The sequence below is a fragment of the Streptomyces sp. NPDC004788 genome, from assembly GCF_053601115.1.
Map to the genome: position 1 here is coordinate 70202 of NZ_JBSGBF010000029.1, position 13455 is coordinate 83656.

Annotated in this window: 13 protein-coding genes; 10 read left to right on the forward strand and 3 right to left on the reverse strand. The window is 74.2% G+C overall.

Features of this window, described 5'->3' with window-relative positions:
- Positions 1–97: 97 nt before the first annotated feature.
- Positions 98–970, forward strand: coding sequence for a universal stress protein (locus ACWEJX_RS15740; RefSeq protein ID WP_451607996.1), 873 nt, complete (start codon positions 98–100; stop codon positions 968–970).
- A gap of 273 nt (positions 971–1243) precedes the next feature.
- Entirely contained in the window at positions 1244–1501 is a 258-nt protein-coding gene (locus tag ACWEJX_RS15745) for a BON domain-containing protein (RefSeq protein WP_451607997.1), read from the forward strand.
- On the opposite strand, the gene ACWEJX_RS15750 is transcribed toward ACWEJX_RS15745, so the two are convergent.
- On the reverse strand, positions 1485–1766 hold the full coding sequence (locus tag ACWEJX_RS15750) for a DUF1918 domain-containing protein (RefSeq protein ID WP_451607998.1): 282 nt from the start codon (positions 1764–1766) through the stop codon (positions 1485–1487). The two genes, ACWEJX_RS15745 and ACWEJX_RS15750, sit on opposite strands and share 17 nt — an antisense overlap.
- Positions 1767–2002: 236 nt before the next feature.
- Here ACWEJX_RS15750 and ACWEJX_RS15755 point away from each other — a divergent pair, with 236 nt between their 5' ends.
- From ACWEJX_RS15755 to ACWEJX_RS15790, 8 genes are read left to right on the forward strand one after another with little or no spacing between them, the layout of a single operon-like run.
- Positions 2003–2680, forward strand: a complete 678-nt coding sequence (locus ACWEJX_RS15755; RefSeq protein WP_451607999.1) for a CBS domain-containing protein — start codon at positions 2003–2005, stop codon at positions 2678–2680.
- Positions 2677–4485: an acetate--CoA ligase gene (acsA, locus tag ACWEJX_RS15760; RefSeq protein ID WP_451608000.1), complete on the forward strand. Its 1809-nt coding sequence runs from the start codon at positions 2677–2679 to the stop codon at positions 4483–4485. The genes ACWEJX_RS15755 and acsA overlap by 4 nt, the downstream gene beginning before the upstream one ends.
- Positions 4485–5576 (forward strand): pyruvate dehydrogenase (acetyl-transferring) E1 component subunit alpha, encoded by a 1092-nt coding sequence (gene pdhA / locus ACWEJX_RS15765; protein ID WP_451608001.1) that lies wholly within the window; start codon positions 4485–4487, stop codon positions 5574–5576. Before acsA ends, pdhA begins: the two co-directional genes overlap by 1 nt.
- On the forward strand, positions 5573–6583 hold the full coding sequence (locus ACWEJX_RS15770; protein ID WP_451608002.1) for an alpha-ketoacid dehydrogenase subunit beta: 1011 nt from the start codon (positions 5573–5575) through the stop codon (positions 6581–6583). Before pdhA ends, ACWEJX_RS15770 begins: the two co-directional genes overlap by 4 nt.
- A 1-nt stretch (position 6584) precedes the next feature.
- Positions 6585–7946, forward strand: a complete 1362-nt coding sequence (locus ACWEJX_RS15775; RefSeq protein WP_451608003.1) for a 2-oxo acid dehydrogenase subunit E2 — start codon at positions 6585–6587, stop codon at positions 7944–7946.
- The gene (locus ACWEJX_RS15780) at positions 7943–8212 is read left to right on the forward strand and encodes an acyl carrier protein (RefSeq protein ID WP_451608004.1); all 270 of its coding nucleotides are present in this window, start codon (positions 7943–7945) and stop codon (positions 8210–8212) included. Before ACWEJX_RS15775 ends, ACWEJX_RS15780 begins: the two co-directional genes overlap by 4 nt.
- Positions 8212–8433 carry a hypothetical protein gene (locus ACWEJX_RS15785; RefSeq protein ID WP_451608005.1) on the forward strand — a complete coding sequence of 74 codons (222 nt, stop codon included), beginning with the start codon at positions 8212–8214 and terminating at the stop codon, positions 8431–8433. Before ACWEJX_RS15780 ends, ACWEJX_RS15785 begins: the two co-directional genes overlap by 1 nt.
- Positions 8430–9284 carry a universal stress protein gene (locus ACWEJX_RS15790; RefSeq protein ID WP_451608006.1) on the forward strand — a complete coding sequence of 285 codons (855 nt, stop codon included), beginning with the start codon at positions 8430–8432 and terminating at the stop codon, positions 9282–9284. Before ACWEJX_RS15785 ends, ACWEJX_RS15790 begins: the two co-directional genes overlap by 4 nt.
- A 37-nt stretch (positions 9285–9321) precedes the next feature.
- Here ACWEJX_RS15790 and fdhF read toward each other — a convergent pair whose 3' ends face one another.
- Both fdhF and ACWEJX_RS15800 read right to left on the reverse strand, forming a co-directional pair.
- Positions 9322–12030, reverse strand: a complete 2709-nt coding sequence (gene fdhF, locus ACWEJX_RS15795; RefSeq protein WP_451608007.1) for a formate dehydrogenase subunit alpha — start codon at positions 12028–12030, stop codon at positions 9322–9324.
- The gene (locus tag ACWEJX_RS15800; RefSeq protein WP_451608008.1) at positions 12027–13355 is read right to left on the reverse strand and encodes an NADH-ubiquinone oxidoreductase-F iron-sulfur binding region domain-containing protein; all 1329 of its coding nucleotides are present in this window, start codon (positions 13353–13355) and stop codon (positions 12027–12029) included. Before ACWEJX_RS15800 ends, fdhF begins: the two co-directional genes overlap by 4 nt.
- Positions 13356–13455: the final 100 nt, after the last annotated feature.

A 13455-nucleotide genomic window follows, 5' to 3' on the forward strand; every position in this document is an offset into this window, starting at 1 on the left:
ACGCACGGACCCGGTCACGCACGGACCCGGTCACGGATGGCCGGCCCCGGTCACAGACGGACCCGGTCGCGGACGGCCCCGACTCAGGAGGCGGGTCATGACAGCCCAGGTCACCATCGGTCTCGACGGCTCGAAGGAGAGCATCACCGCCGCGCACTGGGCGACGAGGGAAGCGGTGCTCCGTGAGGTGCCGCTCCGGCTCGTGCACGTGGACGAGACGCCCAACACGCCCGAGCTCCCCGTCTCGTACGTCCGTGACGCCGCCGCCCGAGCCGAGCGGCTGCTGGCGGAGACGGCGGAGCAGGCGCGGAAGGAGCACCCCGATCTGGAGGTGTTCACCGAGCGAGCCCGTGGCCGGGCGGCCGAGGTGCTGACCGCCGCCGCGAACGAGTCGGATCTGACGGTGCTCGGCTCGCGCGGGCTGGGCGGCATCCTCGGCTTCGTCGTCGGCTCGGTGTCCCTGGCCGTGGTCGGAGCGGCTCGGCAGCCGGTCACCCTGGTGCGCGCGGGGAGTCCCGTGGGAAGTCGGCAGCCGACGCCGCCCGGCGGCGGGATCGTGGTCGGCGTCGACCTCCATCACCCGTGCGAGGCCCTGCTCGGGTTCGCGTTCACGGAGGCGGCGCGCACCGGCCTGCCTCTCCGTTTCCTGCACAGCTGGACCGTGCCCGCCTCCTACGGCTACGCGGCCGTGGTGGATCCGGGGATCGGCGAGGAGCTCGGCAAGCGTCTCGTCGGCGGCCTGGACGACCTGCTGGAGCCGTGGCGGAAGCGCTACGACGGCGTGGCGGTGAAGGCCAAGGCGGTCGTCGGGTCCGCCGCGTACCAGCTGGTGGCGGCGTCGCAGGACGCGGATCTCGTCATCGTGGGACGCCGCACCCGGAAGGCCCCCATGGGCCCGCACCTCGGCCACGTGGCCCACGGGGTCATCCACCACAGCCCCGCGCCCGTCGCGGTCGTGCCTTTGGCCTGAGCCGGCACCGGGTGCAGAAGGCGTCGGGGCCGACAGCATGGAGGGACGAAAGGAGGAAGGGCCCATCCGCTTCTCGCGGATCCTGATTGCGCGGTGCGCGGTGCGAAGCCGCTGCTCCGCGTCCTCATGCGGGTCCTTCCTCGATTTCAGGGAATCATGTCGGCTCGGCGCGCACCAGGGCTGACCGGGCCAGATCCGGCCCCGCTCGGCCCTTGCGGGACGAGGTCGGGCGTCGCACATTCGTGGTGACGCGCGGCGGGGACGCTGCTCCGCGTGGACGCGAACCGCGTGGAAGTGCACCGCGTGGACGCCAACCGCACCGACGCCGAACTCGCCGAGGACGTGCGCCACAAACTCCTCACCCACCTGATGGCCGAGGGCGACGCCACGCTCACCGTCCGGGTCGTGGACGGCGCGGTCGCGCTCACCGGGCGGCTTCCGGAGTCCGTACGCGCGGAGCTGGCGGTGCGCCTGGCCCGTGCGGTGCCCGGAGTGGTGGACGCCTCGGCGGAGTTCACGGCCGCGGCGTAGCCGCCTTCTCGTGCACCTTCTCGTGCGAGTGCGTGAAGTGCTGGACCCGCGCGTCCGGGCCCGGGAAGACCAGGGTGACCCGGCCCGTGTCCGACCAGCGGACGTCGAAGGGCGGGGTGCCGTCCGTGTGGTGCAGTCCGACGATCTCGCCGTCGCGGCCTGCGTCACCGACGGTGACTCCGCCGACGATCAGCCGGTCGCCGAGGCGGGCCCACAGACCGGCGCGGTCCGCGTCCGAGCGCTGTCGAGTTCCGGTCCCGGTCATGGCCCTCTCCTCCCGGCACGAGCGCGCAGCCACGGCGTCGGGGAGACACGATCTCCGCGCCCCTGCGGCTCTTCCGTCCACACTGGCGGGCCGGCCGACCTCCCGCATAGGGGCCAACGGTCCCGGGAGGGGACCGTTCGGCACTCCTGTGAGGAAGGCCCGGCGCACCAGGGTGGGATGCACGGGAACCGCCCGTCCTGCCACGGGGACCGCCCATCCGGCGAAGGAGGAGCGTCATGCAGCACCGCACCGTCTTCGAAGTGATGACACACGACGTGGTCACCGCCGCTCCCACCACCCCGTTCAAGGAGATCGCCCGGCTCTTCGCGGACCACGACATCTCGGCGGTACCGGTCGTCGACGAGGACCGGCGACTGCTCGGCGTGGTGTCGGAGGCCGATCTGCTGCGCGCCACCGCCGAACTCCCCGACCTGGAGGGCCGCTGGGCCGGTGTACGGCTGCTGTCCCGGGAGCGCGGCATCCGCGACGGCGAGACGGCGGCCGAGCTGATGACCACCCCGGCGGTCACGGCGCATCCGGGCTGGAACCTCGTGGAAACCGCCCGCACCATGCACCGCAGGGGCGTGAAGCGGCTCCCGGTGATCGACGAGACCGGCCGTCTCGTCGGGATCATCAGCCGCAGTGACCTGCTGCGGCCGTTCCTCCGCAGCGACACCGCGATCCGGGACGAGATCGAGCACGACGTCCTGGCCGGCACCCTGCGGTTCGCGCCCGACACGATCCGCGTCTCGGTCGACGACGGGGTCGTCACCCTGACGGGCCGCGTCGAGGAGCGCGCCGACGTCCCGGTGATCGTGCGGCTGTGCCGTTCCGTCGACGGGGTCGTGACCGTGCACGAGTCGATCGACTACGCCTACGACAACCTCGCCCTCGACGTGGAGCCACCGCGATGAACGCCCTGTGGGTGGCGCCGGTGATGGCCGAGTACGAGAGCGCCCGGAGCGCGTTCTCCTGGCGGCGCGAGCGCTCGCGGCTCGCCGGGCTGCCGGACGGCGGCGTCAACATCGGGTACGAGGCGGTCGACCGTCATCTGGTCGAGGGACACGGCGAACGGGTCGCGCTGCGCTGTGTCGCCCGCGACGGATCCGTGCGGTCGGCCAGCTACGCCCGGCTGGCGGGCGACAGTTCCCGCTTCGCCCACGTCCTCCAGACGCTCGGCGTCGGACGCGGCGAGCGCGTCTTCACCCTGCTCGGCCGCCGCTACGAGCTGTACGCCGCCGTCCTCGGCACCCTGCGCGCGGGCCGTGTCGTGTGTCCTCTCTTCACCGCCTTCGGCCCCGAACCCGTCGCGCTGCGCATGGAGCTGGGCGACGCGCGGGTTCTCGTCACGACGCGGGAGCTGTACGAGCGGAAGGTCGCACCGGTGCGCTCCCGGCTTCGGCAGCTGCGGCACGTCCTGCTCCTCGATCCCGGCGACGATCCTCCCCCGGACACCCTCTCCCTGCCCGATCTGACGGCCGCCGCGCCGGACGCGTACACGGTGGCCCCGACCGACCCCGAGGACCTGGCGCTGCTGCATTTCACCAGCGGCACCACGGGTACGCCGAAGGGCGCCATGCACGTCCACGAGGCGGTCCTCGCCCATCACGTCACCGCCGCCTACGCCCTCGACCTGCACGAAGGAGACGTCTTCTGGTGCACCGCGGACCCCGGCTGGGTCACCGGAATGTCGTACGGCGTCATCGCCCCGCTCACCCATGGCGTGACGACCGTCGTCGACGAGGGCGACTTCGCCCCCGGCCGCTGGTACGGCATCCTCGCCGACGAGCACGTGACCGTCTGGTACACGGCGCCCACCGCGCTCCGCATGCTCATGCGGGCCGCCCCCCGCGACGGCGGCCCGCCGACCGCTGGTCACGACCTCTCGTCGCTCCGGTTCGTCGCGAGCGTCGGCGAGCCGCTCAATCCCGAGGCGGTGCACTGGGGCCGCGAGGCGCTCGGCCTGCCCGTCCACGACACCTGGTGGCAGACCGAGACCGGCGCCATCATGATCGCCAACTTCGCGGCCGACCCCGTACGGCCCGGCTCTATGGGGCGGCCGGTGCCCGGCGTCGAAGCCGCCGTGCTCGCGTGCGGCGAGGACGGCCGGGCCGCGGTGGACGGCGGTCACGTCCGGGTCCTGCGGGATCCGGGGGTGCAGGGCGAGCTCGCTCTGCGGGCGGGCTGGCCCTCGATGTTCCGCGGCTACCTGCACGAGCCGCGGCGATACGAGGCGTGCTTCGCCGACGGCTGGTACCTGACGGGCGACCTGGTCACCCGGGACGCCGACGGCTGGTTCTGGTTCGTCGGGCGCGCGGACGACGTCATCAAGTCCGCCGGGCACCTCATCGGACCGTTCGAGGTGGAAAGCGCGCTCATGGAGCATCCCGCGGTCGCGGAGGCCGGCGTCATCGGGCGCCCGGACCCGCTGGCGGGCGCGATCGTCAAGGCGTTCGTCCTGCTGCGCCCGGAGTACCGGGCCGGTGCCGAGCTGCGGCGTGACCTCATCGCGTTCGCCCGCCGGCGCCTCGGTCCGGCCGTCGCGCCACGGGAGATCGAGTTCGTCGACGACCTGCCGCACACGCGCAGCGGAAAGGTGATGCGCCGACTGCTGCGGGCCCGCGAACTGGGCCTGCCCGAGGGCGATGTGTCGACACTGGAGACCCCGGCGCCGGCCGGCCCGGCCGGCGCCCCCGGCGGCTCGGTGAAGGAGCGGTGATGGCCACCACGCACGGCGGAACGTCCGCCAGGAACTCGGACACCAAGCGCCCCCGGCGCACTCGCTCCCGGGCGCCCGCGGCCGCCTCCGTCTCCGCCCCCGCCGCCGGCACCGGCACCGCCGCGGCCCATGACCTGGAACTGCTGCGGCGGATGCTGCTCATCCGCCGCTTCGAGGAACGGTGCGTCGAGCTCTACAGCGCGGCGGCGATCCGGGGCTTCGTCCACCTGTACATCGGTGAGGAGGCCGTGGCCGTCGGCGTCCACCAGGCGCTCGACGAGCGGGACTCGGTGGTGTCCACGTACCGCGAGCACGGTCACGCCCTGGCTCGTGGAGTGACGCCCGAGGCCGTCATGGCGGAGATGTACGGGAAGACCACGGGCTGCAGCCACGGCCGCGGCGGGTCCATGCACCTGTTCGACTCCGAGCGCCGCTTCTTCGGCGGCAACGCGATCGTCGGCGGCGGACTGCCGCTCGCGGCAGGACTGGCCCTCGCCGACCGGATGCGCGGGGAGCCCCGTGTCACCTGCTGCTTCTTCGGCGACGGCGCCTTCGCCGAGGGCGAGTTCCACGAGACCGCCAACCTGGCCGCGCTGTGGGGACTGCCCGTGCTCTTCGTGTGCGAGAACAACCTCTACGCGATGGGGACGGCCCTCGCGCGCGAACACGCCCAGACCGACCTGGCGATGCGCGCCGCGTCGTACGGCATGGCCGCCTGGGCCGTCGACGGCATGGACGTGCACGCCGTGGAGAAGGCGGCACGCGGAGCCGTCGAGTCCATCCGCGCCGGCAACGGACCGCACTTCCTGGAGGCACGGACCTACCGGTTCCGCGCGCACTCCATGTACGACCCGGACCGCTACCGGCCCAAGGAGGAGATCGAGGAGTGGAAGCGCCACGACCCGGTCGCCGGTCTCACCGCGGGTCTCCGGAAGGCCGGCCTGGTCGACGCGACCGCCCTGGACGTCCTGGAACGTGAGGTCACCGAGGAGATCGACCGCGCGGTCCGGGCCGCCGAGGAGGCTCCCGAGGAACCGGCCGGGACCCTGCTGCTCCATGTCACCGGCGAAGGCGAGGAGGCACCGTCATGAGCGCTCGAACCCGACCGGGCGCCCACCCGGACGGTGGTGGCACGACCTACCGGGAAGCCCTGCGGGAGGGGCTTCGGGAGGCACTCGCCTCGGACGACCGGGTCTTCCTCATGGGTGAGGACGTCGGCCGCTACGGCGGCTGCTTCGGCGTGAGTCTCGGTCTGCTCGAGGAGTTCGGCCCGGACCGGATCCGGGACACCCCGCTGTCGGAGTCCGCGTTCGTCGGAGCGGGAATCGGCGCCGCCCTGGCCGGGATGCGGCCGATCGTCGAGATCATGACCGTCAACTTCAGCCTGCTCGCGCTCGACCAGATCCTCAACAACGCCGCCACCCTGCGGCACATGTCCGGCGGACAACTCGGCGTGCCGCTGGTGATCCGCATGACGACCGGCGCGGGACGGCAGCTGGCCGCCCAGCACTCCCACAGCCTCGAGGGCTGGTACGCCCACATCCCCGGACTGCGCGTGCTGGCACCGGCCACGCTCGACGACGCCCGCCACCTCCTGGCGGCCGCGCTGGCCGATCCGGACCCGGTGCTCGTCTTCGAGCACGGCACTCTGTACAACGCGTCGGGCACCCTCGATCCGACGGTCCAGCGGGTCGACCTGCGCAGTGCCGCGATCCGCCGCCCCGGCACCGACGTCACGGTCGTCGCCTACGGCGGCTGTGTGCCCAAGGCACTCGAAGCGGCGGAGCGCCTCGCCGACGAGGGGATCAGCGCCGAGGTCGTCGACCTGCGCACCCTGCGGCCCCTCGACGACACCACGATCGTCGCCTCGGTCCGGCGCACCCACCGTGCCGTCGTGGTCGACGAGGGGTGGCGCAGCGGAAGCCTGTCCGCCGAGATCGAATCACGCGTCTGCGAGCAGGCGTTCTTCGACCTGGACGCTCCCGTCGAGCGGGTCTGCAGCGCGGAGGTCCCCATTCCGTACGCCCGCGGGCTGGAGGAGGCGGCGCTCCCCCAGCCGGCCGGCATCGTGGCGGCGGCCCACCGGGCGGTGGGCTGAGATGGCCGAGTTCACGATGCCGTCCCTCGGGGCCGACATGGACGAGGGCACGCTGTCCCAGTGGCTGGTGCACCCGGGCGACCGGGTCTCCCGGGGCGATGTCGTCGCGGTCGTCGAGACGGCCAAGTCCGCGATCGAGGTGGAGTGCTTCGAAAGCGGAACGGTCGACGCGCTCCTCGTCGACGAGGGCGCGACCGTGCCCGTGGGGACTCCTCTGGCCCGGATCTCCGCGTCCGGCGGCGAGCGTCCCCTCACGACCCCCCTGGTCCGCCGCATCGCCGAGGACCGGCACATCGACCTCGCGGCCGTCCACGGCTCGGGCCCCGGTGGACGAATCACCCGGGCGGACGTCGAGGGCACCGAAGCACGGCCGCCGCGCGAGGCGGAGGACGGACCCGGCCCGGACGGCGCCGACGAACACCGGCTCCGGGACGGTGTCCCCCGGCGCACGGCACCGGACGGGACGGCCGCGGAGCCGGCACAGGGGCCGGACGCCGCCGCGCCCGCGCGCCGCCCGCGTGAGCCGGTCCGGGTGAAGGCGTCGCCGCTCGCGAGGAGGCTCGCTGCCGAACTCGATGTCGATCTCGGCCAGGTGACCGGCACGGGCCGGGGCGGCACCGTCCGCGCGGAGGACATCAGGACCGCCTCCGAGGCGGCGCGGCCTCCCGCCCTCGCCAAGGCGGCGCGGCCGCCCGCGTTCCAGCCCGCGGCGCGGACGGCGACCGCCCGTCTGATGTCCCGCTCGAAGCGCGAGATCCCCCACTTCTACCTCTCCACGACCGTGGACATGGCGGCGGCCCTGGACTGGATGCACGCGCGCAACCGCGAACTGACCCTGTCCGCCCATCTGGTGCCCGCGGCCCTCATGCTCAAGGCGGTCGCGGTGGCGGCACGCCGGGTGCCCGGGCTCAACGGCCACTGGATCGACGACGGCTTCGTCCCCGCCGACGAGGTCCGCCTCGGGGTCGCGGTCTCCCTGCGGGGCGGCGGCCTCGTCGTCCCGGCCCTCGCCCGCGCCGACACGCTCTCCGTGCCGGAGGTGATGGCCGCGCTCAAGGACCTGGTGGCACGGGCACGTCATGGCCGTCTCCGGTCGTCCGAGACCGCCGACCCCAGCATCACCGTCACCAATCTCGGCGACCAGGGCGTCGAGACCGTGTTCGGGGTCGTCTACCCGCCGCAGGTCGCGCTCGTCGGCCTCGGCCGGATCACCGAACGGCCGGTCGCCGTCGACGGCCTCCTGGGCGTGCGTCCCGCCGTGACGGCGACCCTGTCCGCCGATCACCGCGCGGCGGACGGCGCCACCGGCGCTCGTCTCCTGACCACCCTGGACCGGCTCCTGCAGCAACCGGAGGAACTGTGAACCACGACGAGGCAAGGACGTTCGTCCAGCAGGCCGTGCAGCGCGTCGTTCCCGACGCCGACTTCACCGGGCTCGACCCCGACGCGTCCCTCCGCGACACGTTCGAGATGGATTCGCTGGACTTCCTCGAGTTCGTCGAGGCGCTCGCCGAACTCAGCGGGCGGGAACTCACCGAGGACGACTACCAGGTCCTCGTCACCTGGAACGGCTGCGCCGATCGCCTGGTGGACGGGGCGGGAGTGTCCGCGCACGGAAGGAGCGGGTGATGCGTCACCGCAGGATCGACGCGCTGATGACCCGTGAGGTGGTGAGTGTCCGCGGCGACGCGCCGTTCAAGGAGATCGTGCGCATCCTGGCGCAGCACCTGGTCACCGCGGTGCCGGCGATCGAGCGCATGTGCGCGACGGTCGACGGGGTGGTCTCCGTCTCCGCCACCCGGCTCGCGTACGAGAGGAACGACAGCTCATCGGAAGGTGGACGATCATGAGTCAGAGCATCGTGGTCGGCGTCGACGGCACGGAGCAGGCGAACGCCGCCGCCGAGTGGGCGGCGACCGAAGCCATGCTGCGCGACACCGGGGTGCACCTGGTGCACGCGCGGGAGGCGTGGCCGGCGTCCGTCGCCCCCTTCGCGGCGCGGGAGTCCGAGGAGCCGTGGGCCGAGGAGCTGCTCGCGCGGACCGCGGAGCGGCTGCGCGCACGGCATCCGGGTCTTTCGGTGACCACCAGACTGCTCCCCTCGTCCCCCGTCCCCGGCCTCGTCGCGGCGGGCGAGGCGGGCGAGCTGCTGGTCCTGGGCTCGCGCGCGCTGGGCGGTGTGGCCGGGTATCTGGTGGGATCGGTCGGCCTGACGGTGGCGGGTGTCGTCGAACGGCCCGTCGTGCTCGTACGGGACCTCCCCGGCGCCCCGCCGCGCGGCTCGGTCACCGTGGGGATCGACGCGCAGAACCCGGCGGACGCCGTCCTGGGGTTCGCGTTCGAGGAAGCCGCGCGGCGACTCGCCGGCGTGACCATCGTCCACGCCCAGCAGCTCCCGCTGTACGCGACGCTCGGCCCGGCCATGGTGCCGGACATCCGGGTCTCCGTGGCCCCCGAGATCGAGCGTTCCCTGGACGACCTCCTTGAGCCCTGGCGCGCCAAGTACCCCGACGTGACGGCCACCGTCCGCGTGGTGATCGGGTCAGCCGGTGTCGAACTGGTGCAGTCCGCCGAGGACTCGGCCCTGGTGGTGGTCGGCCGACGTACGCGGCGTTCGTCCCTGGGCGCGCACATCGGCAGCGTGGCCCACGCGGTGCTGCACCACAGCCGCGCGCCGGTCGCCCTCGTCCCCCACGACTGACCGGTTGACGCCCCGGCCGGGGTCTCGCCGGCCCGGGTCAGTCGTGGCGGGCCGCCGGCCGCAGCCGTACCGCCGTGACCTTGTACTCCGGGCACGAGGTCGCGGTGTCGGCGTGCTGCGACGTGAGTGAGTTGACGCCCTCGTTCGGGAAGTGGAACGCGGAGAAGACCTGTCCGGGCGCGAGGTCGTACCCCACCCGGGCGATCAGCCGTGCCTGTCCGTGGCGGCTGTCGACGACGACGGGGGCGCCGTCGCGCACCCCGTACCGTGCGGCGTCCTCGGGGTGCAGGTCGAGACGGCCATGGGTGTCGAGGACGAGGTTCGCGCCGCGCCGGGTCATGCTGCCCGAGTTGTAGTGGGCCCAGCGGCGGCCGGTGACCAGGAGGAGCGGGTAGTCGGCGTCCGGCTGCTCGCCCGGCGGGAGGTACGGAGCGGCGCACAGGTGGGCGCGCCCGTCGGGGGTCGCGAACTCCTCGGCGTACAGGGTGGCTTCGCCCGGCTGGTCCGGGGCGGGGCAGGGCCAGGGCACGGCGCCCTCGCGGTCGAGGCGGGCGTGCGAGATCCCCGCGAAGAGAGAGGTCAGGCGGCCGCATTCGGCGAGGGCGTCGGCGGGGGTCGGGCACCCGAGGTCGGCGCCGAGTGCGGCGGCGACCGCGTGCAGGGCCGCGAAGTCGGTACGGGCCTCGCCGGGCGGGGCGACGGCCCGCCGCACCCGTTGGACCCGGCGGTCGAAGTTGACGAACGTCCCGTCCTTCTCCAGCCAGGAGGCCACGGGCAGGACGACGTCCGCGTGCCGGGCGGTCTCCCCCAGGAACAGTTCGTTGACGACGACGAGGGGGCAGGCGTCGAGCGCCTCGGCGACGCGTCGGCTGTCCGGGTCGGTCGCGCACACGTCCTCGCCGATGATCCACAGGGCGCGCAGCCGACCGCCGCGGGCCGCGTCGAACATCTCGGGGATCCGCAGCCCCGGCTTCCGCGGTACCGGCCGGCCCCAGACCTCCTCGGCGCGGGCGCGGGCCTCGGGGTCGGTGACGCGGCCGTAGCCGGGGAGCAGGTCGGGCAGGGCGCCCATGTCGGAGGCGCCCTGGACGTTGTTCTGGCCGCGCAGCGGACTGATGCCGAATCCTCGTCCGGTCCCGCCGACGGCGCCGCGCAGGATGGGCAGGTTGGCCAGGGTGCGGACGCCGTCGGTGCCGTGCAGGTGCTCGGTGACACCGAGCCCGTACAGGACGGCCGGGCGCTCGGCGCGGCCGTAGAGCCGGGCCGCCGCCGTGATGTCCTCGGCCGGAACGCCGGTGATCCCGGCGACACGATCGGGCGGGTAGTCGGCCAGGAGTGCGGTGAGCTCGTCGAGCCCGGTGGCGCGTTCGGCCAGGAACGCGGGGTCGGTCAGGCCCTCGGCGACGAGCACGTGGGCCAGGCCGTGGAAGAGGGCGACGTTGGTGCCGGGCCTGGGGCGCAGGTGCAGGTCGGCGTGGCGGGCGAGGCCGACGGTCCGGGGGTCGGCGACGATCAGCGCGGCGCCGGACAGGGCTCGTCGGAGCAGCCGGGCGCCGACGACGGGGTGGGCCTCGACGGGGTTGGCGCCGACGACGAGGAGGCAGTCGGCCGTCTCCACGTCCTCGAAGGGGTCGGTGCCACCGGCCCGCCCGAAGGACGCCGTGAGCCCGGCGGCGGACGGTGCGTGGCAGAGGCGGGAGCAGTTGTCGACGCTGTTGGTGCCGATGACCGTCCGCAGGAATTTCTGTACGAGGTAGTTCTCCTCGTTGGTGGCGCGGGCGGAGGAGATCGCGGCGACGGCGTCGGGCCCGCCCTGGTCGACGGCGGCGCGCAGTCCCTCCGCGACGACGCCGACCGCCTCGTCCCAGCTCACCGGTGTCAGGACGCCGCCGCGGCGGACCAGGGGTTCGGTGAGCCGGTCCGGTGAGGTGAGGTAGCCGTACGAGAAGCGGCCCTTGACGCAGGCATGGCCCCGGTTGACCGGTCCGTCCCGGGCGGGGAGGACGGCGGCGACCCGGTCGTCGCGGACGACGACGTCGAGGGCGCAGCCGACTCCGCAGTACCCGCACGTGGTGCGGATCCGGTCGGGACCGGCTTGCCCGGAGGTGAGCCCCCGGCCGGGTCCGGGCTGGGTGATGGCGCCGGTGGGACACGTGTCGACGCAGCCGCCGCAGGCCACGCAGTCGGATGCGGCCCAGGGCCCGCCGGTGCCGGGGGCCACGACGGTGTCGGCTCCGCGTCCCGTGAGGGTGAGCGCGAAGGTGCCCTGGACGTCGGAGCACATGCGGACGCAGCGCCCGCAGGCGATGCAGAGGTCGCGGTCGAGGTGGACGTACGGGTGGGTGTCGTCGTGGCCGCGCGGGTGGGTCGGGGCGGAGCCGTCCGGGGTGATGCCCGACTCCCGGCAGGCTTCCGCGAGTTCGCTCGGCGCGTCGTTCGCGAGCGCGTGTGGCGGAAGCGCCGAGGCGATGAGGGCGAGGGCGTCCCGGCGCAGATCTCGTACCTCGTCACCGGTGGTGTCGACCGTCACGCCCGGTGCGGCCGGGGTGACGCAGGCGGCGACGGTCCGCCCGTCGGCGTGGACGAGGCAGGTGCGGCAGGAGCCGGCCGGCCGGAGGCGGTCGTCGTGGCAGAGGGTGGGCAGCTCGGCACCGGCGGCCCGTACGGCGTCGAGCAGGCTCGCTCCGGCGGGCAGTTCGACTGCGACGCCGTCGACCTGAAGGCGGGTCGTCGGCGGGTGCGTCATCGGTCCCACCCCGCCAGGGCGGTCCCGTAGGCGCGGGCGAGGCTGCGTACGGCGAGGGGCACCCGGCGGCCGAACGCGCAGAGGCTCGCCTCGCCCATCAGCCGGGCCAGCCGTTCGTACGCCTCCCCCGGCGCGCCGACCCGGTCGCGGGCGAGTTCGAGCCCCTGTCTCGTGCCGACCCGGCAGGGCGAGCAGGCTCCGCAGCTCTCGTCGGCGGCGAACTCCCAGACGTGCCGGAGGAGCCGGTGCGGGTCGGTGTCGGCGTCGAAGGCGACCAGGCCGGCGTGGCCGAGTGCGGCTCCGTGGTCGGCGAGCGCCTGGGAGGTGAGCGGCAGGTCGAGGTCGTCGGCGGAGAGGAAGCCGCCGAGGGGGCCGCCGACCTGGAGCGCGACGAGTGCCCGGCCGTCCTTGAGTCCGCCGCCGTGTCTGCTCACGATCTCCCGTACGGGGGTGCCGAGTTCGACCTCGTACGCGCCGGGGCGGGCGAACCGCTCGGAGAGGCAGACCAGCTTCGTACCGCTCTCGCCGGCCGCGCCGCGCCGGGCGTAGGCCGCGCCGCCGTGGTGGACGATCCAGGGCACGGCGGCCAGGGTCTCCACGTTGTTCACCACGGTGGGCGCGTCCCACAGACCGCGGTCGGTCGGGTACGGCGGCCGGGGACGCGCGGTGCCACGGCCGCCCTCCAGACGGGCGATGAGCGCGGTCTCCTCCCCCGCCACATAGGAACCCGCCCCTTCGACGATCTCGACGAACGGCCGCGGCCCGGCCTCCTCGACGGAGCCGGCGAGGTCCCCCGCCGCCACCGCGTCCTTCACCGCCCGGCGCAGGCGGGCCACCGCTCTCGGGTACTCGGAGCGCACCAGCACCGTCCCGCGCCGGGCGCCGCAGGCGAAGCAGGCCAGGGCCAGCCCGGCGAGGACACGCTCCGGGTCCTCCTCCATCAGCAGCCGGTCGGCGTACGAGCCGGGGTCGCCCTCGTCGCCGTTGGCGACCACGACCGCACCCGGCCGGCCCGCCACCGCGGACCACTTGGCCGCCACCGGGAATCCGGCCCCGCCGCGGCCGCGCAGCCCGGACGCGGCGACCTCCTCGCGTACGTCGTCGGCGCGCAGCCCCGCGATCGCCCGGCGCCACACGTCCCAGGCGGACTCCTCGTTCACGATGCCCGCGAGCAGGACGGGCGCCCCGGTGGTGTCGGCGGCGGGAATGCCGGGCGCGCGCGGCTCCGTACGCCCGGCGAGCTGATCGGCCAGGTCGGCCCCCGCGCACGGGCGCGTGCCGTCGAGGGCGGCGGGGCCCGCGTAGCAGTAGCCGAGGCAGCGCACGGTCTGCGGGTGCCACGCCGGGATACGCCCGCAAGGCGCTCGCGCACTGCGTCCGGGCGGCGAGATCGCTCGCGGACAACCCAGAGTGACCGGGGTCGTA

What these genes read in the sequence shown, in the direction of transcription:
- fdhF (WP_451608007.1), bottom strand. Translation starts at nt 12,030, where the DNA reads ATGACGCACCCGCCGACGACCCGCCTTCAGGTCGACGGCGTCGCAGTC.
- ACWEJX_RS15755 (WP_451607999.1), top strand. Translation starts at nt 2,003, where the DNA reads ATGCAGCACCGCACCGTCTTCGAAGTGATGACACACGACGTGGTCACC.
- ACWEJX_RS15790 (WP_451608006.1), top strand. Translation starts at nt 8,430, where the DNA reads ATGAGTCAGAGCATCGTGGTCGGCGTCGACGGCACGGAGCAGGCGAAC.
- ACWEJX_RS15775 (WP_451608003.1), top strand. Translation starts at nt 6,585, where the DNA reads ATGGCCGAGTTCACGATGCCGTCCCTCGGGGCCGACATGGACGAGGGC.
- ACWEJX_RS15750 (WP_451607998.1), bottom strand. Translation starts at nt 1,766, where the DNA reads ATGACCGGGACCGGAACTCGACAGCGCTCGGACGCGGACCGCGCCGGT.
- pdhA (WP_451608001.1), top strand. Translation starts at nt 4,485, where the DNA reads ATGGCCACCACGCACGGCGGAACGTCCGCCAGGAACTCGGACACCAAG.
- acsA (WP_451608000.1), top strand. Translation starts at nt 2,677, where the DNA reads ATGAACGCCCTGTGGGTGGCGCCGGTGATGGCCGAGTACGAGAGCGCC.
- ACWEJX_RS15785 (WP_451608005.1), top strand. Translation starts at nt 8,212, where the DNA reads ATGCGTCACCGCAGGATCGACGCGCTGATGACCCGTGAGGTGGTGAGT.
- ACWEJX_RS15740 (WP_451607996.1), top strand. Translation starts at nt 98, where the DNA reads ATGACAGCCCAGGTCACCATCGGTCTCGACGGCTCGAAGGAGAGCATC.
- ACWEJX_RS15770 (WP_451608002.1), top strand. Translation starts at nt 5,573, where the DNA reads ATGAGCGCTCGAACCCGACCGGGCGCCCACCCGGACGGTGGTGGCACG.